14 protein-coding genes are annotated in these 21,019 nt (G+C 57.0%); 8 read left to right on the forward strand and 6 right to left on the reverse strand.

Annotated features, from left to right (window positions below; translation table 11 throughout):
• Positions 1–28 precede the first annotated feature (28 nt).
• From glgC to glgP, 3 genes are read left to right on the forward strand one after another with little or no spacing between them, the layout of a single operon-like run.
• On the forward strand, positions 29–1,324 hold the full coding sequence (glgC, locus tag ACESQ2_RS04400) for a glucose-1-phosphate adenylyltransferase (protein WP_004106488.1): 1,296 nt from the start codon (positions 29–31) through the stop codon (positions 1,322–1,324).
• The gene (glgA, locus tag ACESQ2_RS04405) at positions 1,324–2,757 is read left to right on the forward strand and encodes a glycogen synthase GlgA (RefSeq protein ID WP_004854984.1); all 1,434 of its coding nucleotides are present in this window, start codon (positions 1,324–1,326) and stop codon (positions 2,755–2,757) included. Before glgC ends, glgA begins: the two co-directional genes overlap by 1 nt.
• A gap of 15 nt (positions 2,758–2,772) precedes the next feature.
• Entirely contained in the window at positions 2,773–5,220 is a 2,448-nt protein-coding gene (gene glgP, locus ACESQ2_RS04410; RefSeq protein ID WP_014227071.1) for a glycogen phosphorylase, read from the forward strand.
• 51 nt (positions 5,221–5,271) lie between these two features.
• Here glgP and glpD read toward each other — a convergent pair whose 3' ends face one another.
• Positions 5,272–6,780, reverse strand: a complete 1,509-nt coding sequence (gene glpD, locus ACESQ2_RS04415) for a glycerol-3-phosphate dehydrogenase (RefSeq protein ID WP_004854978.1) — start codon at positions 6,778–6,780, stop codon at positions 5,272–5,274.
• Positions 6,781–6,992: 212 nt separating this feature from the next.
• Here glpD and glpE point away from each other — a divergent pair, with 212 nt between their 5' ends.
• Genes glpE through ACESQ2_RS04430 form a run of 3 tightly spaced genes read left to right on the forward strand, consistent with a single transcriptional unit; the run spans position 6,993 to position 8,990 of the window.
• Positions 6,993–7,322 carry a thiosulfate sulfurtransferase GlpE gene (glpE, locus tag ACESQ2_RS04420; RefSeq protein WP_004126086.1) on the forward strand — a complete coding sequence of 110 codons (330 nt, stop codon included), beginning with the start codon at positions 6,993–6,995 and terminating at the stop codon, positions 7,320–7,322.
• Between the two features lie 59 nt (positions 7,323–7,381).
• Entirely contained in the window at positions 7,382–8,212 is an 831-nt protein-coding gene (gene glpG / locus ACESQ2_RS04425) for a rhomboid family intramembrane serine protease GlpG (RefSeq protein ID WP_014227070.1), read from the forward strand.
• A 19-nt stretch (positions 8,213–8,231) separates the two neighbouring features.
• A complete protein-coding gene (locus ACESQ2_RS04430) occupies positions 8,232–8,990 on the forward strand; it encodes a DeoR/GlpR family transcriptional regulator (RefSeq protein ID WP_025107850.1) in 759 nt (252 codons plus the stop codon).
• Between the two features lie 165 nt (positions 8,991–9,155).
• Here ACESQ2_RS04430 and malT read toward each other — a convergent pair whose 3' ends face one another.
• Positions 9,156–11,861 carry an HTH-type transcriptional regulator MalT gene (gene malT / locus ACESQ2_RS04435; RefSeq protein WP_014227069.1) on the reverse strand — a complete coding sequence of 902 codons (2,706 nt, stop codon included), beginning with the start codon at positions 11,859–11,861 and terminating at the stop codon, positions 9,156–9,158.
• Positions 11,862–12,480: 619 nt separating this feature from the next.
• On the opposite strand from malT, the gene malP reads away from it, so the two are divergent.
• Both malP and malQ read left to right on the forward strand, forming a co-directional pair.
• Positions 12,481–14,871, forward strand: a complete 2,391-nt coding sequence (gene malP, locus ACESQ2_RS04440; RefSeq protein ID WP_224259860.1) for a maltodextrin phosphorylase — start codon at positions 12,481–12,483, stop codon at positions 14,869–14,871.
• A gap of 10 nt (positions 14,872–14,881) precedes the next feature.
• Entirely contained in the window at positions 14,882–16,975 is a 2,094-nt protein-coding gene (gene malQ, locus ACESQ2_RS04445) for a 4-alpha-glucanotransferase (RefSeq protein ID WP_224259859.1), read from the forward strand.
• A 60-nt stretch (positions 16,976–17,035) separates the two neighbouring features.
• On the opposite strand, the gene pckA is transcribed toward malQ, so the two are convergent.
• From pckA to yrfG, 4 genes are all read right to left on the reverse strand, one after another.
• Positions 17,036–18,658 (reverse strand): phosphoenolpyruvate carboxykinase (ATP), encoded by a 1,623-nt coding sequence (gene pckA / locus ACESQ2_RS04450; RefSeq protein WP_014227066.1) that lies wholly within the window; start codon positions 18,656–18,658, stop codon positions 17,036–17,038.
• 348 nt (positions 18,659–19,006) lie between these two features.
• A complete protein-coding gene (gene hslO, locus ACESQ2_RS04455) occupies positions 19,007–19,891 on the reverse strand; it encodes an Hsp33 family molecular chaperone HslO (RefSeq protein WP_160741635.1) in 885 nt (294 codons plus the stop codon).
• Between the two features lie 18 nt (positions 19,892–19,909).
• On the reverse strand, positions 19,910–20,311 hold the full coding sequence (gene hslR, locus ACESQ2_RS04460; protein ID WP_014227064.1) for a ribosome-associated heat shock protein Hsp15: 402 nt from the start codon (positions 20,309–20,311) through the stop codon (positions 19,910–19,912).
• Between the two features lie 11 nt (positions 20,312–20,322).
• Positions 20,323–20,994, reverse strand: coding sequence for a GMP/IMP nucleotidase (gene yrfG / locus ACESQ2_RS04465; RefSeq protein WP_029946960.1), 672 nt, complete (start codon positions 20,992–20,994; stop codon positions 20,323–20,325).
• Positions 20,995–21,019: the final 25 nt, after the last annotated feature.

Here is a 21,019-nt window from a genome sequence, read left to right on the forward strand (position 1 = left end):
AAGCTGGGGAGTAAAAAAGGAGTTAATTATGGTTGGGGTAGAAAAGAACGATCCATTGATGCTGGCGCGTCAGTTGCCGATCAAATCCGTTGCGCTGATCCTTGCCGGGGGACGTGGTACCCGTCTGAAGGATCTGACCAATAAACGCGCGAAACCTGCTGTCCATTTCGGCGGCAAGTTCCGCATTATCGATTTTGCGTTATCTAACTGTATTAACTCAGGCATTCGACGCATCGGCGTCATCACCCAGTATCAATCGCATACGCTGGTGCAGCATATCCAGCGCGGCTGGTCGTTCTTCAATGAAGAGATGAACGAGTTTGTTGACCTGCTGCCCGCCCAGCAAAGGATGCAGGGGGAAAACTGGTATCGCGGCACGGCGGATGCGGTGACGCAGAACCTCGACATCATTCGTCGTTACAAGGCGGAGTACGTCGTTATCCTCGCGGGCGACCATATTTACAAACAAGACTACTCGCGCATGCTTATCGATCACGTCGAAAAAGGCGCGCGTTGCACCGTGGCCTGTATGCCAGTGCCTATTGAAGAAGCACGGGCGTTCGGGGTCATGGCGGTGGACGAGAGCGATAAGATTATCGATTTCGTCGAAAAACCGGCTAATCCGCCTGCGATGCCGGGCGATGCCAGCAAATCGCTGGCGAGTATGGGTATCTATGTCTTTGACGCGGATTACCTTTATGAGCTTCTGGAAGAAGACGACAGCGATGAAAGCTCCAGCCACGATTTTGGTAAAGACATCATTCCGAAAATCACCAAAGCTGGCATGGCTTATGCACATCCTTTCCCGCTCTCCTGCGTGCAGTCCGATCCGCAGTCTGAGCCCTACTGGCGCGATGTGGGGACCCTGGAAGCGTACTGGAAAGCCAACCTCGATCTGGCTTCGGTGACCCCGGAACTGGACATGTACGATCAGAACTGGCCGATTCGCACCCATATGGAGCCTTTGCCTCCGGCAAAATTCGTCCAGGACCGCTCGGGCAGCCACGGGATGACCCTGAACTCGCTGGTTTCAGGCGGCTGTATTATCTCCGGCTCGGTGGTTGTGCAGTCGGTGCTGTTCCCGCGCGTGCGGGTGAATTCATTCTGTAATATTGATTCGGCAGTCTTGTTGCCAGAGGTTTGGGTTGGCCGTTCGTGCCGCCTGCGTCGCTGCATTATTGACCGCGCCTGCGTGATCCCGGAAGGTATGGTTGTTGGGGAGAACGCGGAAGAGGATGCACGCCGTTTCTACCGCTCGGAGGAAGGTATCGTGCTGGTCACCCGCGACATGCTGCGGAAATTGGGGTATCCACAGGAGCGCTAATGCAGGTATTACATGTATGTTCAGAGATGTTCCCGCTGTTAAAAACCGGTGGACTGGCGGATGTGATCGGCGCGCTGCCTGCAGCGCAAATTGCCGGGGGCGTCGACACGCGCGTACTGCTGCCCGCGTTTCCTGATATCCGCCGCGGCGTGACGGATGCGCAGGTGGTGACGCGCCGCGAGACGTTTGCCGGGCGCATCACTCTGCTGTTCGGTCACTTTAACGGCGTGGGCATCTATTTGATTGATGCCCCGCATCTCTACGATCGCCCAGGGAGCCCTTACCACGATACTAATCAGCACGCCTATACCGACAACGTGCTGCGCTTTGCGCTGCTGGGATGGGTCGGTAGCGAGATGGCCTGCGGCCTGGATCCTTTCTGGCGCCCTGACGTTGTTCACGCCCACGACTGGCATGCGGGCCTGACCCCGGCCTACCTGGCGGCGCGCGGCCACCCGGCTAAGTCGGTCTTTACGGTGCATAACCTGGCCTACCAGGGGATGTTCTACTCGTGGCATATGAACGACATTGAGCTGCCGTGGTCGTTCTATAACGTTCATGGCCTTGAATTTAACGGCCAGATCTCCTTTCTGAAAGCGGGGCTCTACTACGCCGACCATATTACGGCGGTCAGCCCGACCTATGCGCGCGAAATCACCGAGCCGCAGTTCGCTTACGGCATGGAAGGGCTGCTGCGTCAGCGGCAGCATGAGGGCCGCCTCTCCGGGATCCTCAACGGGGTGGATGACCATATCTGGAATCCGGAAAGCGACCTGCTGCTGGCCGCGCGCTACGATCGCGATCGGCTGGAAGAAAAAGCGGAAAACAAACGCCAGCTGCAAATCGCCATGGGGCTGAAGGTGGATGACAAAGCGCCGCTGTTTGCCGTTGTCAGCCGTTTGACCAGCCAGAAGGGGCTGGACCTGGTGCTTGAGGCGCTGCCGGGCCTGCTGGAGCAGGGCGGTCAGCTGGCGCTGCTGGGGGCGGGCGATCCGGTGCTGCAGGAGGGCTTCCTGGCCGCCGCGGCCGAGCATCCGGGCAAGGTCGGCGTACAGATTGGCTACCATGAAGCCTTCTCGCACCGCATTATGGGCGGCGCCGATGTGATTCTGGTGCCCAGCCGTTTTGAACCGTGCGGCTTAACCCAGCTGTACGGCCTGAAGTACGGCACGCTACCGCTGGTGCGGCGTACCGGCGGACTGGCGGACACCGTGTCCGATTGCTCGCTGGAGAATCTCGCCGACGGTCTGGCTACCGGCTTTGTTTTTGAAGATAGCAACGCTTTGTCGCTGCTGCGGGCTATTCGACGCACATTCGTCCTGTGGTCGCGCCCGTCGCTCTGGCGCTACGTCCAGCGTCAGGCGATGAATATGGATTTTAGCTGGCAGGTTGCCGCAAATTCTTACCGCGAACTTTATCAACGCTTGCTGTAACCAGGAGCCAAAGCTATGAATGTACCTTTTAGCTACTCATCACCCACCCTGAGCGTTGAGGCGTTAAAGCACTCTATTGCTTATAAGCTGATGTTTATCATCGGCAAAGATCCGGCTATCGCTAACAAACATGAATGGCTCAACGCCACGCTGTTCGCCGTTCGCGATCGCATGGTCGAGCGCTGGCTGCGTTCAAACCGGGCGCAGCTCTCTCAGGAAGTGCGCCAGGTTTACTATCTGTCGATGGAGTTTTTGATTGGCCGTACCTTGTCCAACGCGCTGCTATCGCTCGGTATTTATGAGGACGTGAACAGCGCGCTGGAAGAGATGGGGCTGAATCTTGAAGAGCTGATTGACGAAGAGAACGACCCGGGCCTGGGCAACGGCGGTCTTGGTCGTCTGGCTGCCTGCTTCCTCGACTCGCTGGCGGCGCTGGGTTTGCCGGGCCGCGGCTACGGTATTCGCTACGACTACGGGATGTTTAAGCAGAATATCGTCGACGGGCGGCAGAAAGAGTCCCCGGACTACTGGCTGGAGTACGGCAACCCGTGGGAGTTCGAGCGCCACAATACGCGCTACAAAGTGCGCTTCGGCGGCCGCATTCAGCAGGAAGGTAAACATTCCCGCTGGGTGGAGACCGAAGAGATTATTGCCGAAGCCTACGATCAGATCATCCCGGGTTTCGACACCGACGCTACCAACACGCTGCGTCTGTGGAGCGCGCAGGCCAGCAGCGAGATCAACCTCGGTAAATTCAACCAGGGCGACTACTTCGCGGCGGTGGAAGATAAAAACCACTCCGAGAACGTGTCGCGGGTGCTCTATCCGGATGACTCCACCTATTCCGGGCGCGAGCTGCGCCTGCGCCAGGAGTATTTCCTCGTGTCGGCGACGGTGCAGGATATCCTCAGCCGTCACTACCAGCTGCATAAAACCTACGCCAATCTGGCGGACAAAATCGCGATTCACCTCAACGACACGCACCCGGTGCTGTCGATTCCGGAGCTGATGCGCCTGCTGATTGACGAGCATAAGTTTAGCTGGGATGAGGCGTTCGAGGTGACCTGCCAGGTCTTCTCCTATACCAACCATACCCTGATGAGCGAAGCGCTGGAGACCTGGCCCGTCGATATGCTGGGTAAAATCCTGCCGCGTCATTTGCAGATTATTTTCGAGATTAACGACTACTTCCTGAAGACCCTGCAGGAGCAGTATCCCAACGATACGGCGATGCTGGGCCGTACGTCGATTATCGACGAGTCTAACGGGCGTCGCGTACGCATGGCGTGGCTGGCGGTGGTGGTAAGCCACAAGGTCAACGGCGTGTCGGAGCTGCACTCCCGGCTGATGGTCGAGTCGCTGTTTGCCGAATTTGCCAAAATCTTCCCGATGCGCTTTACCAACGTCACGAACGGCGTCACTCCGCGCCGCTGGCTGGCGCTGGCGAATCCGCCGCTGTCGAAAGTGCTGGATGAAAATATCGGCCACACCTGGCGTACGGATTTAAGCCAGCTGAAGGAGCTGGAGCAGCATATTGACTATCCGAAGGTTAACCAGGCGGTGCGCCAGGCCAAGCTGGAAAACAAGCAGCGGCTGGCGAACTACATCGGCCAGCAGCTTAACGTGGTGGTCAACCCGAAAGCCCTGTTCGATGTGCAGATCAAGCGTATTCACGAGTACAAACGTCAGCTAATGAACGTGCTGCATGTGATCACCCGCTACAATCGCATTAAGGCCGATCCCGACGCCGAGTGGGTACCGCGCGTGAATATCTTCGCCGGCAAGGCGGCTTCGGCTTACTACATGGCGAAGCATATTATTCATTTAATCAATGACGTCGCGGCGGTGGTGAATAACGATCCGGACGTTGGCGATAAGCTGAAAGTGGTGTTCATTCCTAACTACAGCGTCAGCCTCGCGCAGCTGATCATTCCGGCGGCGGATCTCTCCGAGCAGATCTCGCTGGCGGGGACGGAGGCGTCCGGTACCAGCAACATGAAGTTCGCGCTTAACGGCGCGTTAACCATCGGTACCCTGGACGGGGCTAACGTTGAGATGCAGGAGCACGTCGGGGCGGATAATTTCTTTATCTTCGGTAATACGGCGGAAGAGGTTGAAGCCCTGCGGGCTAACGGCTACAAACCGCGTGATTACTATGAGCAGGATGAAGAGCTGCACCAGGCGCTGACGCAGATCGGCACCGGCCTGTTCAGCCCATCGGAGCCGGGACGCTACCGTGACCTGCTGGATTCGCTGATTAACTTCGGCGACCACTATCAGGTTCTGGCGGATTACCGTAGCTACGTGGATTGTCAGGATAAGGTGGATGAGCTGTACCGTCATCCGGAGGAGTGGGCCAATAAAGCGATGCTGAATATCGCCAATATGGGCTACTTCTCTTCCGACCGCACGATTAAGGAGTATGCCGACCATATCTGGCATATCGATCCGGTAAGGTTGTAACGGATTAGTCATAAAAAACGGGGCCTACAGGCCCCGTTACTGTTTGCGGTGTTACGACGCCAGCGACAGCTCAGACTTTCCCGCGTGCTGCGCCAGCCACTCGCTGATGCGCGCCTGCTGCTCGTCATTCAGCCACATACCTTGTTTAGTGCGACGCCAGATCGCGTCATCCAGCGAACGAACCCATTCGTGCTCAACCAGATAGCGCAGTTCGGCTTCAAAAAACTCATGGCCGAAATGCTCACCCAGATCGTCCAGTGAGGTCGCCTTATCAAGGATTAGCTCACTGTTGCTGCCGTAGGTGCGGGCGTAATGGCGGGCCATCGATTCGCTGATAAACGAAAAGCGGCGGCGCAGTTTCGCCGCGTAGTCGTCACGGTCGCTGCCGATATCGCCGCCGGGCAGCACCGCGGTTTTGGTCCATGCCGGGCCGATGCCTTTGTAGTAAGGCGTCAGTTTCTCCAGCGCATGCTCGGCCAGCTTGCGATAGGTGGTCAGCTTGCCGCCAAAGACCGACAGCAGCGGCGCCTGCCCGTTATCATCATGGATATCAAGAGTGTAATCGCGGGTGATCGCCTGCGGCGAGTCGGATTCATCGTCGCACAGCGGGCGCACGCCGGAGTAGGTCCAGACGATATCGTCCCGCGTGAGAGGCTTTTTAAAGTGGGCGTTATAGACGTTCAGCAGGTAGTTAACTTCGTTGTCGTCGATCGCTACCGCTTTAGGATCGCCTTTATACTCCACGTCGGTGGTGCCGATGATGGAAAATTCATCCATCCACGGGATCACAAACACAATGCGTTTATCTTCATTTTGCAGGATGTAGGCCTGTTTCTGCGTGTGCACGCGCGGCACCACGATATGGCTGCCCTTGATCAAGCGAATACCGTACGGCGAGCGCAGATGCATCCCTTCGTCGAAGAACTGTTTGACCCACGGGCCGGTGGCGTTAACCAGACCGCGCGCCTGCCAGGTAAACTTCTCGCCGCTATCAATATCTTCGGCTTCGACAATCCACAAACCGTTTTCACGTTTTGCCGAGATGGCGCGGGTCCGCGTGCGCACTTCCCCGCCTTTACGCACAACCATCTGGGCATTGGCCAGCACCAGACGCGCATCGTCAACCCAGCAGTCGGAATATTCGAAACCGCGCACGATTTCAGGTTTAAGTACCGATTCTGTGCCAAAACGCAACCCGGTTGAGCCGGGTAAGCTGGTGCGCTTGCCCAGATGATCGTACATAAACAGGCCAATGCGGATCATCCACGCCGGACGCAGGTGCGGGCGATGCGGTAAACGAAAGCGCATCGGGAAGGCGATATGCGGGGCCATTTTCAACAACACTTCGCGTTCGGCCAGCGCTTCGCTCACCAGGCGGAACTCATAGTGTTCAAGGTAGCGCAGCCCGCCGTGAATCAGCTTTGAGCTGGCGCTGGATGTGGCGCAGGCAAGGTCGCTTGCCTCCAGCATCAGTACGGATAAACCACGCCCTGCGGCGTCTGCCGCGATACCGGCACCGTTGATGCCTCCCCCTATCACAATCAGATCTTTGGTTTCCACGCTCGCCACCTCTTACACTTTCGTTTAAGCTCACAAATGTTCGATATCGCTCAATATAGCAAACAATCGCGCTATTGGTAACATCAAAAAAACATTTCAGAGTGATGCGTGTAACATATTGGCGTTTATTTAGCGCCAGGCTGTACACTAGACGCTAAAATCCAGGGCGTTTCGCCGCCTGCCTGTATATCCGTATATAAAGAAGAGAGCTTATGGATCGCTTTGAATGTATTAACGTAGAAGAAGCCCACCAGAAAATGCACCAGCAGACGGCGGTGCTGGTCGATATTCGCGACCCGCAAAGCTATGCGATGGGCCACACGCCGGGCGCGTTTCATCTGACCAACGATACGCTGGGCGCGTTTATGCGCGACAACGACTTTGATACGGCGGTCATGGTGATGTGCTATCACGGCAATAGCAGCAAAGGCGCCGCGCAGTATCTGCTGCAGCAGGGTTACGACAAGGTTTACAGCGTGGACGGCGGGTTTGATGCCTGGCACCGGCATTTTCCGGCGGAAGTCGCGCATGGCGCACTTTAGGCGTTAGCGCCGGTTGTGGCTATAATATCTCCCTTTGTGTGGAATAAGCGATCCGCTGCATGTTAATGATTACCTCTTTTGCCAACCCGCGCGTGGCCCAGGCGTTTGTCGACTATATGGCGACGCAGGGCATTATTCTGACTATTCAGCAGCATACGCAGAGCGATATCTGGCTGGCTGATGAGTCCCAGGCCGGACGCGTACAGGCCGAACTGGCCCGCTTTCTGGAAAATCCCGCCGATCCGCGTTACCTCGCCGCCAGCTGGCAGTCGGGGCACACCAATAGCGGGCTGCACTACCAGCGCTTTCCCTTTTTAGCGACGCTTCGCCATAACGCCGGGCCGGTGACCTGGGGCGTGCTCTTCGCCTGCATCGCCGTCTTTGTTCTGCAAACGGTCATTGGCGATCAACCGGTCATGCTGCTGCTGGCCTGGCCCTACGATCCTTCGCTGAAATTTGAAGTCTGGCGCTACTTTAGCCATGCGCTTATGCACTTCTCGCTGATGCATATTCTGTTCAACCTGCTATGGTGGTGGTACCTCGGCGGAGCGGTAGAAAAGCGCATCGGCAGCGGCAAGCTGGTGGTGATTACGGTGATCGCCGCTTTGCTGAGCGGCTTTGTGCAGCATCAGTTCAGCGGCCCGTGGTTTGGCGGACTCTCCGGCGTAGTCTATGCGCTAATGGGCTATGTCTGGCTACGAGGCGAGCGCGATCCGCAGAGCGGCGTTTATTTACAGCGCGGCTTGATACTCTTCTCTTTAGTATGGTTAATTGCTGGATGGTTTGATGTTTTCGGCATGTCGATTGCGAACGGTGCGCACGTGGCCGGTCTGGTGACCGGGCTGGCGATGGCGTTTGTTGATACGCAGAATGTGCGAAAACGAACGTAGAGATTCCCAGGGATATTTCATGAAACAAACACAACGTCATGACGCGATTATCGAGCTGGTAAAAAAACAGGGATACGTCAGTACCGAAGAGCTTGTCGAGCAGTTTGCCGTCAGCCCGCAGACCATTCGCCGCGATCTGAATGATTTAGCCGATCAGAAAATGATTCTGCGTCATCACGGCGGCGCTGCGCTGCCGTCCAGCTCGGTGAATACGTCCTGGCACGACAGAAAATCGACCCAGACCCATGAAAAAGAGCGCATCGCCCGCAAGGTGGCGAGCGAAATCCCCGATGGCGCGACGCTGTTTATCGATATCGGTACCACGCCGGAAGCGGTGGCCCACGCGCTGCTTAACCATAACGATCTGCGCATCGTCACCAATAACCTCAACGTCGCCAATACGCTGATGGTGAAAGAGGACTTCCGTATTATCCTGGCCGGCGGCGAGCTGCGCAGCCGGGATGGCGGTATTATCGGTGAGGCCACCCTGGACTTTATCTCCCAGTTTCGCCTTGATTTCGGCATTCTCGGCATCAGCGGTATCGACAGCGATGGCTCGCTGCTGGAGTTCGACTACCACGAAGTGCGCACCAAACGGGCGATTATTGAAAACTCCCGCCACGTGATGCTAGTCGTTGACCATTCTAAATTTGGCCGTAATGCGATGGTCAACATGGGCAGCATCAGTATGGTTGATGCGGTCTACACCGATGTGATGCCGCCCGCCGGCGTACTGAAGGTGATTACCGATAACAACCTTCAGCTGGAGCTGTGCTGAACCTTTAGCATTTCCGGGTCATGCCAGAGCGTTGCTCCGCCTGACGCGCGCGATTGATGGCGTGATGTTGATGAGTGACGGGATTATCTCCGCCGCCAGGCGGAGGGAAACCTGCCGCCGGCGATGACGTAACGGTTATGTTGCCTGAAGCGAGCCGATAGCGGCTTAAACCCCGTATCCCATCATTTTCAACAGCTGCTGGGCATGCTGAACGGCATCCTGGCGGTGCGCCACGCCCAGCTTCTGATACAAGTTACGGATATGCGTTTTAATCGTAGTGGCGGCCACGTCCAGCTCACCGGCGATCTGCTCGTTGCTGTAGCCGGAATAGATAAGTCCCAGGACCTGCCATTCGCGCTGGGTCAGCGGGCTGGTGCGGATAAGCTCCGGCACTTCCGGGTGGTTCAGCAGCCGTTCGACGAAGCTCTCGTCAAAGTGGGCGAACTTATGCCGATGATGCTGGTTGATATCGCGCAGAATACGCTGGGCGCGGTGCTGCTCCAGCTCCGGCAGCGTATTGAGCTGAATCAGCTGGCGCAGCTGCTGCGCCATCGCTTCGCCTTCAATGACAAAATGATTAATAAACCCGGTGCGGTTAGCGAGGGTGAGCGCTTCCAGCAGCGCTTTTTGCGCTTCGCTCTTACGCCCGGCCTGCCAGTAGAGCTGGTTGAGCAGCAGCAGGTTGCGGTTCAGGTCGCTCATCAAACGCAGCGAGCGGGCGTTATCGTTTAGCTCTTCCAGCACCATTTCGGCGGAATCAAAATCGCCGAGCAGGATCTGCGCGCGGGCGATATTGCGCCACTGGCTCTGCAAGAAATGGTTGTTAGCGAATTCCGGTTTTGGCGTCTGGCGCAGCCAGTTTGCCGCGGCGGCTTTATCGCCGATCATCTGCCAGTAGATCACCCGGACTTTGTCGGCATTGGATACCCAGTCGCTATGGTAATGGCCGTTGCCCAGCAGGTTTTCCAGGCGATTCAAATGGCTGCGGGCGTTATCCAGGTCGCCCCGTGCCAGCGAGCACTGTACCATCAGCGTCAGGCACTGCAGCTGCTGCTGCGGCTGATAGGAGGAAAGCACGTTCATGCCGCTGCGCGCGGAGGTCTCCGCTTCATCCAGCCGCGCCCAGGCCCACAGCAGCTGGGAGCGAATCCGCAGCAGGAACTCGTGCATCGGCAGCTGCTCAAGGTGCTGTTCGCGAATCAGCTGGAACGCTTTTTCCTGAATTTCCCAGGCGGCCTGCAGGAAACCCTGCGCAAAGAGGATTTCGCTTTGCTGGATCATGCTCCATAACGCGTAGTGCCAGACGTCATGACGGCGGGCCATCTGTTCCGTCTGCTGCATGACCGCCAGCGATTTGCTCAGCTGGCCTTTGCAGTGCAGAACTTCACCGTGTACGGATGTGGCAACGATACGGCTGTAGTAGCTGGCCAGCGGCAGTTCATCAAGGGCCACCATCGCCAGGCGCTCGGCTTCGTCCTGATCGCCCGCGTTGATCGCCACCTGGGCGCGCAGGGCGTTGAAATCCCCGTGCATGGCGGTGTCCATTTCCGTATCCATCTCCTGCTCGGCGCGCGCCAGCAGGGTATTCACTTCGCTATAGCGGTGCTGGCTCTGCATCAGCCAGGCCTGCAAAAGAATTAAACGCGGGTTTTCCAGCAGGTTTGACCACGGCAGCGCGGCGAGGGACTGCTCCAGCAAACTCAGTTCGCTGTGGTTAAACATGCCCCACGCGTGGTTGAGCAGAATATCGCGCAGCATTTTGGCGTCACCCGCGGCCAGGGCGTGGTGAATGGCTTCGCTCGGGAAGCCTTGCGCCATCCAGCTTTCTGCCGCCGCGCGGTGAATTTCCGGCAGCTCAACCGCCAGCTCCCACTGGCAGCGCTGGCGCAGGAAGTTGCCGAACAGCGGATGGTAGCGGAACCATTCGCCGGAATCGTCCATCCGCTGCAGGAATAAGCCCTGACGTTCAATTTCTTCCAGCTGCATCTGGCCATTCTCTTCGCCGGTAACGCGGACGATGAGCGCATCGTTCATTGAACGCAGTAGCGAACTTTTCAGCAGGAAATTACGCGTCCGCGGGTCCACGTTATCCAGCACCTCATCGACCAGGTAGTCAGAAAGATGGCTGGCGTTAATGCCGGCAAGACGACGGGCGGAGTGGTGGGCGGAAGTATTGTTCTGGCGCGCCGAGAGGGCAATCAGCTGTAGCGCGGTGGCCCAGCCGGCAACATCGTCGCACAGCCTTTTGCTGTCGTCGGCCTCAATGGGCGAACTGAGACGACAGTCGAAAAACTGCTTGGCTTCCTGATGGGTAAAAGCCAGCTGCTGGCTGCCGATTTCCAGCAGCTGATCGCGCACGCGCAGGTTGGCGATACCCAGCTGCGGCAGATTACGCGACAGCACCACCAGCGTCATATTTTCTGGCTGATGGCGGAGGAAGAAACGCATTGCGTCATGAATCACCGGATTGCTGATCAGATGGTAATCATCAATCACCAGGAACAGCGGGCGCTGCCAGTCGGCCAGCTCAATAAATAGTTGTGCGAAGAGGGAAGGCAGGCTGGCGTACTGGCGCTTTTGCACCATCGCTTCGCTGGCCGCGCAGTGGCCGCCGGTTGCCTGTTGAACGGCGGCGATAAGATAGCTGGCAAAACGCTCCTGTTGGTTATCGCCTTCATCCAGGGAGAACCAGCCGAGATCGTTTTTCCCCGCCGCCCATTGAGACACGAGCGTGGTCTTACCGTAGCCAGCCGGGCTGGTCACCAACGCGAGACGATAATTGTTCGCGCCGGAAAGTTTCGCCAGCAATCGCTCACGAACCACAGTGTGTTCAAGGCGGACCGGGCGACTTAATTTAGACGGAATCAACATAGTTCTTCATTTCGCTGTGCAAGGGAGGAGTTGCGAATTTTTTTGCGCTTCGTAATTAATATCCAATAAGGTCGGCCATAATGAATTTTATTGCAAGTTATGTCCGAGTTTTATGCTCTTGAATTTGCTCTATGTCACAAATTTGGACATAGAGATAAATTCACAGAAATCCGCGTCAGCGTGCGCGGTTGTTGGGATTGCGCAGGTTACAGGCACGATAAGCTAATCTTTTATTACAAAATTAGTAGCTGTTTGTTTTTAATAAAATATTATCAGCGAAATCTTATAAGTCATCTTTTTGAGCTATTTCTACATTAAAGTACGTTTATTCCCCTGATATTTACTTTTATTTGGCAATATTTACACAACGGCATTTCGCTTGCTTTTATCGTCCTGGCTTGTAACAAAATTTTGAGCGCCAGGCGGGCCGGTTTGTTGTTTCGGTATGGCGAATTTTGCAGCATAATTTTTGCCGGTAGGCTAACGTAATAGTGGCCACGATCACACTTTTCGCTCATCCCTGCTACTCCTCCCCGGCTAATCCCTGGCGGGATGAGGACGCGACTCCGGGAGGTCGGCACACTAACGCTAACGTTTTAGTAAAGGACCCGGATTACTTATGTCACAGACTTCTTTTAACAAAGCTCAGTTTCAGGCTGCACTGACGCGTCAGTGGCAGCATTTTGGTTTACAGTCCGCTTCCGAGATGACCCAGCGTCAGTGGTGGCGCGCCGTTAGCGGTGCGCTGTCCGAGCTGTTGTCGGCTCAGCCGGTAGCAAAAGCGGCCGAAGGGCAGCGCCACGTAAACTATATCTCCATGGAGTTTTTGATCGGTCGCCTGACCGGCAACAACCTGCTTAACCTTGGCTGGTATCAGCAGGTCAGCGATGAGCTTCAGGCCCACGACATTAATTTGACCGACCTGCTGGAAGAGGAAATCGACCCGGGTCTGGGCAACGGCGGTCTTGGCCGTCTGGCGGCTTGTTTCCTTGATTCAATGGCTACCGTTGGCCAGTCGGCGACCGGCTACGGCCTGAACTACCAGTACGGTCTGTTCCGCCAGTCTTTCGCTGACGGCCAGCAGATGGAAGCGCCGGATGACTGGGGGCGTAATAGCTACCCGTGGTTCCGCCACAACGAAGCGCTGGACGTGCAGGTTGGCCTCGGCGGTAAAGTGACCAAAAGCGGTGAGTGGATACCGGCATTCGTGATTACCGGCGAAGCCTGGGATCTGCCGGTGCTGGGCTACCGCAACAACGTGGCTCAGCCGCTGCGCCTGTGGCAGGCTAAGCACGCGCATCCGTTTAACCTGACCAAATTCAACGACGGCGATTTCCTGCGTGCCGAACAGCAGGGCATTGACGCCGAAAAACTGACGAAAGTTCTCTACCCGAACGATAACCATCAGGCGGGTAAAAAACTGCGTCTGATGCAGCAGTACTTCCAGTGCGCCTGCTCGGTTGCCGATATTCTGCGTCGCCATCATCTGGCGGGCCGCAAGCTGGCGGAGCTGGCGGATTATGAAGTCATCCAGCTTAACGATACTCACCCGACGATTGCGATTCCGGAACTGCTGCGCGTGCTGATTGATGAGCATCAGCTGAGCTGGGACGACGCCTGGGCGATTACCAGCAAAACCTTCGCGTATACCAACCACACCCTGATGCCGGAAGCGCTGGAGTGCTGGGATGAGAAGCTGGTGAAAGCGCTGCTGCCGCGCCACATGCAGATCATCAAACAGATTAACGACCGCTTTAAAACGCTGGTGGATAAAACCTGGCCGGGCGATAAGCAGGTATGGGCGAAACTGGCGGTGGTGCACGATAAACAGGTTCGCATGGCGAACATGTGCGTGGTGAGCGGCTTTGCGGTTAACGGCGTTGCCGCGCTGCACTCCGACCTGGTGGTGAAAGATCTGTTCCCGGAATATCACCAGCTGTGGCCGAATAAATTCCATAACGTCACCAACGGTATTACCCCGCGCCGCTGGATCAAACAGTGCAACCCGGCTCTGGCCGCGCTGCTGGATAAAACCCTGAAGAAAGAGTGGGCCAACGATCTCGACCAGCTGATCAACCTCGAAAAATATGCCGATGACGCTAAGTTCCGTCAGACGTATCGCGACATTAAGCTGGCCAACAAGGTTCGTCTGGCGGAGTTTGTGAAGCGGCGTACCGGTATCGAGATTAATCCGCAGGCGATTTTCGATATCCAGATTAAACGTCTGCACGAGTACAAACGTCAGCACCTCAACCTGCTGAACATCCTCGCGCAGTACAAAGAAATCCGCGAGAACCCGCAGACGGACCGCGTACCGCGCGTGTTCCTGTTCGGTGCGAAAGCGGCGCCGGGCTACTACCTGGCGAAGAATATTATCTGGGCGATCAACAAGGTTGCCGCAGCGATCAATAACGATCCGCTGGTTGGCGATAAGCTGAAAGTGGTATTCCTGCCGGACTACTGCGTCTCGGCGGCGGAAATGCTGATCCCGGCGGCGGATGTCTCCGAGCAGATCTCTACGGCGGGCAAAGAGGCCTCCGGTACTGGCAATATGAAGCTGGCGCTGAACGGCGCGCTGACCGTGGGAACCCTGGACGGGGCGAACGTGGAAATCGCTGAGCAGGTGGGTGACGAAAACATCTTTATCTTCGGTCATACCGTGGAAGAAGTGAAAGCGCTGAAGGCCAAAGGCTACGATCCGCTGAAATGGCGTAAGAAAGACAAGCTGCTGGACGCGGTGCTGAAAGAGCTGGAGAGCGGCAAATATAGCGATGGCGATAAGCATGCCTTTGACCAGATGCTGTATAGCCTGCTGAAAGGCGGCGATCCGTACCTGGTGCTGGCTGATTTTGAAGCCTACGTGGCGGCGCAGAAGCAGGTTGATGCGCTGTATCGCGACCAGGAGGCCTGGACGCGCGCAGCGATCCTGAACACCGCGCGCTGCGGCATGTTCAGCTCCGACCGCTCGATTCGCGATTATCAGCAACGTATCTGGCAGGCAAAACGCTAAGGACAGGCCTATGGAGACTAAACGCCTTGATAACGCTGCCCTGGCGGCGGGAATAAGCCCAAGCTACATCAACGCTCATGGAAAGCCGCAGTCCATTGCTGCGGTGACCAAGCAGCGGCTGCTTGATGCGATGCATCGTACAGCGAGCGCCGTGAAGGCGGCGGTTAACCCGCTGCCTGCGGTGCAGGTGTTCACCTACGGCAAAAAGATGTCTCTGCCGGTGGCGGGCCAGGGGGAGTTCCACTGGATCCTCACCACCGAAGAAGGGAAACAGTATCAGGGCCAGGCGCGCGGCGGTGAAACGCTGCCGCTGCCGGCAAGATTGCCGGAAGGGTACCACACGCTGACGCTGACTCGGGACGGCGACCGCTGGCACTGCCGGGTCATCGTCGCGCCCGCGCGCTGCTACGAACCGCAGGCGCTGAAGGATGGCAAGAAGCTGTGGGGAACCTGCGTACAGCTGTATACGCTGCGCTCGGAGAAGAACTGGGGGATTGGCGACTTCGGCGATTTACGCGCGATGCTGCCGGAAATCGCCCGCCGCGGCGGTGCGTTTATCGGGCTTAACCCGATCCACGCGCTCTATCCGGCTAATCCGGAGAGCGCCAGTCCGTACAGCCCCTCTTCGCGCCGCTGGCTCAACGTTATCTATATTGATGTCAATGCGGTAGAGGATTTCCGTCACAGCAAAGAGGCGCAGAAATGGTGGCAATCACCGGCTACGCAGCAGGCCCTGCAGGCCGCGCGTCAGACCGATGATGTTGACTACACCGCCGTGACCGCCCTTAAGCTCACTGCGCTGCGCATGGCCTGGAAAGGTTTTTCCGCACGTAACGATGAGACGACGGCGGAGTTCCGTCAGTTTGTGGCGCGCGAGGGGGAAAGCCTGTACTGGCAGGCGGCGTTTGACGCGCTGCACGCCTGGCAGGTTAAGCAGGATCCGCTGCGCTGGGGCTGGCCCGCGTGGCCGAAGGCTTATCAGGATACCGATAGCCCGGAGGTTAAAGCGTTCTGCACCGAACACGCCGATGAGGTGAATTTTTACCTGTGGCTGCAGTGGCTCGCTTTCACTCAGTTTGCCGAATGCTGGCATACCAGCCAGAACGACGCCATGCCGATCGGCCTGTATCGCGACCTGGCGGTGGGCGTTGCGGAAGGCGGGGCGGAAACCTGGTGCGATCGCGAGCTGTACTGCCTGAAAGCTTCCGTCGGCGCGCCGCCGGATATCCTGGGCCCGCTGGGGCAAAACTGGGGCCTGCCGCCGATGGATCCGCATATCATCGTGGCGCGCGCCTATGAGCCGTTTGTCGAACTGCTGCGCGCCAACATGCAAAACTGCGGGGCGCTGCGCATCGATCACGTGATGTCGGTGCTGCGTTTGTGGTGGATCCCTTACGGTGAAACGGCCGATCACGGCGCCTATGTGCAGTATCCGGTCGACGATCTGTTGTCGATTCTGGCGCTGGAGAGTAAGCGTCATCGCTGTATGGTGATCGGCGAGGATCTGGGAACCGTACCGGTAGAGATCGTCGGTAAGCTGCGTAAAAGCGGCGTTTACTCTTACAAAGTGCTCTATTTCGAAAATGACCACGAGAAGACTTTCCGTGCGCCGAAGGCGTATCCGGAGCAATCAATGGCTGTGGCTACGACGCATGACCTGCCAACGCTGCGCGGCTACTGGGAAAGCGGCGACCTGACGCTGGGTAAATCGCTTGGCCTGTATCCGGATGCGGTGGTACTGCGCGGACTGTATCAGGACCGCGAACGGGCGAAGCAGGGGCTGCTGGACGCTCTGCACCGCTACGGCTGTCTGCCGAAGCGTACCGGGCACAAAGCGTCGCTGATGGCGATGACGTCGACCCTCAATCGTGGAATGCAGCGCTATATTGCCGACAGCAACAGCGCCCTGCTGGGCCTGCAGCCGGAAGACTGGCTGGAGATGGCCGAGCCGGTCAATATTCCGGGCACCAGCACGGAGTATCCAAACTGGCGTCGCAAGCTCTCCACCACCCTCGAGGCGATGTTTGCCGATGAGCAGGTGAATAAGCTGCTTAAGGATCTGGATAAGCGGCGCAAGGCGGCGAGTAAGAAGAAGCCTGCGTGATGTCAACGCGATAAAAAAGCCGGGAAGCGATTCCCGGCTTTTTCATTTCTGCGGACCCGATTAGCGTTTCGGCCCCGCGGCCACCAGCGCAGCGCCCGCCGGCGTATCGGTGTACTTCTCGAAGTTCTCGATAAACAGCTTCGCCAGCTGTTCCGCTTTCTCCTGCCACTGCTCCGGCGATCCGTAGGTGTTGCGCGGGTCAAGGATATGGGTATCCACGCCGGGAAGCTCGGTCGGGATCTGCAGCTCAAACATCGGCAGAGTGAAGGTTTCGGCGTTGTCCAGCGAACCATCAAGAATGGCGTCGATAATGGCGCGAGTATCTTTGATAGAGATACGTTTACCGGTACCGTTCCAGCCGGTGTTGACCAGATAGGCCTGCGCGCCGGACGCCTGCATGCGTTTCACCAGCACTTCCGCGTACTGCGTCGGGTGCAGCGACAGGAACGCCGCGCCAAAGCAGGCGGAGAAGGTTGGCGTCGGCTCCGTAACGCCGCGCTCGGTACCCGCCAGTTTGGCGGTGAAGCCAGACAGGAAATGGTACTGGGTCTGGTCGGCGGTCAGGCGAGAAACCGGCGGCAGGACGCCAAAGGCGTCGGCGGTCAGGAAGATAACCTTGGTGGCATGACCGGCCTTAGAGATCGGCTTAACGATGTTCTCGATATGGTTGATCGGATAAGAGACGCGGGTGTTTTCGGTCTTCGAACCGTCGTTAAAATCGACGGTGCCGTCGGCCAGCACCACCACGTTCTCCAGCAGCGCATCGCGGCGAATCGCATGGTAGATATCCGGCTCCGCGGCTTCGGAAAGCTTAATGGTCTTGGCGTAGCAGCCGCCTTCGAAGTTGAAGACCCCGTCGTCATCCCAGCCGTGTTCGTCATCGCCAATCAGACGGCGTTTCGGATCGGTAGAGAGGGTGGTCTTGCCGGTACCGGAAAGGCCGAAGAAGATGGCGACATCCTCTTTTTCCCCTACGTTGGCGGAGCAGTGCATGGAGGCGATGCCCTTCAGCGGCAGCAGGTAGTTCATGATCGAGAACATCCCTTTTTTCATTTCGCCGCCGTACCAGGTGCCGCCGATGAGCTGAATGCGCTCGGTCAGGTTGAACGCGACGAAGTTCTCGGAGTTCAGACCCTGTTCTTTCCACTGCGGGTTGGTGCACTTGGCGCCGTTCATCACGATGAAGTCCGGCTTGAAGTTTGCCAGCTCTTCATCGCCTGGTCGGATAAACATGTTCTTCACGAAATGCGCTTGCCAGGCGACTTCGGTAATAAAGCGGACGCTCAGGCGGGTGTCGGCATTGGCGCCGCAGAAGGCGTCAACGATAAACAGACGCTTGCCGGAGAGCTGGCGGGTCACCAGCCCCTTCAGGTGCTGCCACGTTTCCTCAGAGAGCGGCTTGTTGTCGTTCTTGCCTTTGCCTTTATCAGCCCACCACACCGTATCGCGGGTGGTGTCGTCACGAACGATATACTTATCTTTTGGAGAACGGCCGGTAAAAATACCGGTATCTACGGCGATTGCACCAAGATTTGTTAATACGCCACGTTCATAGCCTTCCAGATTGGGGGCGAGCTCTTCTTCATACAAAGTATCGTAGCTGGGGTTATGAACGATATCCTGGACGTCATTGATACCATAAGCCTTGAGATCCTGCGGGGTTAAACCATTATTAACGCGCATGTCACTGCTCCTTAGCCAATATGTACTGCTTTAAATTGTAGGGTTTATTACGGGGTATAGACCGCGACCAGGCTCATAGATTTACGTATCTCGACAAACGGCGGACTTACGAAAAACGTTGTGACTCCTGTCACGAGGCGTAGGGGATTATCTCAGGAATTGGGGCATAGTTGGGGGTAGATGTTTCTTAATGGTTAAAAAGTAATTAAAAAAACTGTTGAAATGTGAATGTAATCGCTTACCTGAAAGAAAATTACGTAACTCTTTCATGAGGAATCGATTCACCACGCGCAGAAAAAGCGTTGACGCCAGGCGCGAAAAGGGAAACCGCGCCTGGCGAAGGGATGATTAGTGGAGCTGCGGGTCGGCCGGGGAGGCGTTGTTACGAATTTCGGCAATATCCATCGCATTAAAGATGTAGTGATTACCGCAGTAGTCGCAGTGCATATCGATTTCACCTTCATCGGCCAGGATGCTATCGATCTCCTCATCCGGCAGCGTTTTCAGCGCGCCGGCGCAGCGCTCGCGAGAGCAGGTGCACTTAAACTCGACGTTCTGCGGCTCGTAAACGGTGACTTCTTCTTCGTGATACAAGCGCCAGAGCACATCGTTTGCTGGCAGGGTAAACAGCTCTTCAGCTTTGATGGTCTCAGTCAGGGTGCTCAGATGTTCGAAATCCGCCGCCTGTGCGTCCTGCGCCGGCAGAACCTGCAGCAGCATGCCGCCGGCCATCGGTTTACCGTCGTGTTCGCCGCTACGAATGATCAGTCGGGTCGGCAGCTGTTCGGAGCGCTGGAAGTAATCTTCGAGGCAGGCCGCAAGGGTATCGCCCTCGAGGCCGACCACGCCCTGATAGCGCTCGCCCTCTTCCGGAGAGATGGTAATGACCAGATATCCGTTACCGACCATGGTTTTCAGGTCCGCCCCTTCCGGGATCTCGCCCTGGACGCGGGCTACACCGCGCATCTGCTGCTGGTTGTTGCCGTTGATCACCGCCAGCGACAGCGGGCCATCGCCCTGCAGCTGAACGGTAATATCGCCGGCGAACTTCAGCGTGGCGGTCAGCAGGCTGGTGGCAACCAGCAGTTCCGCCAGCACGGTTTTCACCGGCTGCGGGTAGCTATGGTTGGTCAGAATCTGTTCTAAAGTTTCTGAAACGGTTACCAGCTCACCGCGTACGGCATAGTTTTCAAACAGATAGCGGTGTAATTGATCGTGTTGAGTCATAATCATCTCTCTTGCGGGCCACAGTTATTCACTATCGCCGTGTTTAAATCTCATCAGGTCGCGGCGCTCTTTCTTATCCGGTCGCCTGTCGGGATGCGGCATGGTTAACGCGTTCATCTTCCGCGCCAGCGCCATTTTCTCGCGTTTCTCGATGCTCTCCGCCGTCTCTTCATAAAGCGCGACGGCTTCACTGGCGGGTCTGCGCTGTTCGGTAATGCCCTTTACCACGATGGTTCGTTCGTCATTACCCTGGCGAAGCAGCAGGGTCGCGTTCAGCTCGACCACTTTGCCCGGCTTACTGCGTTGTCCGTTATAGTGCACCTTGCCGCCTTCAATCATCTCGCGCGCCAGCGCACGGGTTTTATAAATGCGGGCCGCCCACAGCCATTTGTCCAGCCTGACGGCTTCGACGGGTTTTTCTTTCATGGCCTCTCCTGTTATAGGGTCAGCGAGGGGATCAGATGCCGGTAGTCATTCAACCCCGGATGGCGAGCGTAGCTTTTTTCCGCCAGCCCGGAATCGGGGTTGGTGATACCGAGGCAATAGCGGATGCCGTACTCCGCCGCCGCGTCCAGAATCGCCTCGTTATCGTCGACGAAGAGCGTATTACGCGCGTCGAAGCCGGTCTCTTCAGCCACGGCGTGCCACAGCCGCTGATCTTCTTTCGGATAACCAAATGTGTGGGTGGAAAGCAATAAATCAAGGTGTGCATCCAGCCCGGTGTGCTTTAGCTTCACCGCCAGATTATGCGGATGGGCGTTGGTCAGCAAAATCCGCCGTTTGCCGCTGTTTTTTAGCGCCTCGAGGAACGGCACGGTATCTTCACGCAGCGCGGCCCTTGGCCCCTGCTCGCTGGTCATCGCACAAATATCCAAACCCAGGCGCTCGCTCCAGTAGTCCAGGCAGTACCAGTTTAGCGTATGTTGCACCGCGTGGTACTCCTGGCGCATTGCGTCCCTGGCTTCCTGCAGGTTGAGACCCCGCGCGGCGCCCCAGGTTTCCGGCACCAGTTTTTGCCAGAAGTAGTTGTCGAAGGCGAGGTCGAGCAGCGTGCCGTCCATATCCAGCAGAACGGTATCAACCTCCTGCCAGGCGATATCAAAATGCATGGTGAGTCTCCAGCGAGGGGGAAAT

The organism is Klebsiella sp. Q11 (genome assembly GCF_964241505.1).
Taxonomy (GTDB): domain Bacteria; phylum Pseudomonadota; class Gammaproteobacteria; order Enterobacterales; family Enterobacteriaceae; genus Klebsiella; species Klebsiella michiganensis.

Excerpts from the sequence above, each read along its gene's own strand:
- glgC (WP_004106488.1), top strand. The coding sequence starts at position 29 with ATGGTTGGGGTAGAAAAGAACGATCCATTGATGCTGGCGCGTCAGTTG.
- glgA (WP_004854984.1), top strand. The coding sequence starts at position 1,324 with ATGCAGGTATTACATGTATGTTCAGAGATGTTCCCGCTGTTAAAAACC.
- glgP (WP_014227071.1), top strand. The coding sequence starts at position 2,773 with ATGAATGTACCTTTTAGCTACTCATCACCCACCCTGAGCGTTGAGGCG.
- glpE (WP_004126086.1), top strand. The coding sequence starts at position 6,993 with ATGGATCGCTTTGAATGTATTAACGTAGAAGAAGCCCACCAGAAAATG.
- glpG (WP_014227070.1), top strand. The coding sequence starts at position 7,382 with ATGTTAATGATTACCTCTTTTGCCAACCCGCGCGTGGCCCAGGCGTTT.
- ACESQ2_RS04430 (WP_025107850.1), top strand. The coding sequence starts at position 8,232 with ATGAAACAAACACAACGTCATGACGCGATTATCGAGCTGGTAAAAAAA.
- malT (WP_014227069.1), bottom strand. The coding sequence starts at position 11,861 with ATGTTGATTCCGTCTAAATTAAGTCGCCCGGTCCGCCTTGAACACACT.
- malP (WP_224259860.1), top strand. The coding sequence starts at position 12,481 with ATGTCACAGACTTCTTTTAACAAAGCTCAGTTTCAGGCTGCACTGACG.
- malQ (WP_224259859.1), top strand. The coding sequence starts at position 14,882 with ATGGAGACTAAACGCCTTGATAACGCTGCCCTGGCGGCGGGAATAAGC.
- pckA (WP_014227066.1), bottom strand. The coding sequence starts at position 18,658 with ATGCGCGTTAATAATGGTTTAACCCCGCAGGATCTCAAGGCTTATGGT.
- hslO (WP_160741635.1), bottom strand. The coding sequence starts at position 19,891 with ATGATTATGACTCAACACGATCAATTACACCGCTATCTGTTTGAAAAC.
- hslR (WP_014227064.1), bottom strand. The coding sequence starts at position 20,311 with ATGAAAGAAAAACCCGTCGAAGCCGTCAGGCTGGACAAATGGCTGTGG.
- yrfG (WP_029946960.1), bottom strand. The coding sequence starts at position 20,994 with ATGCATTTTGATATCGCCTGGCAGGAGGTTGATACCGTTCTGCTGGAT.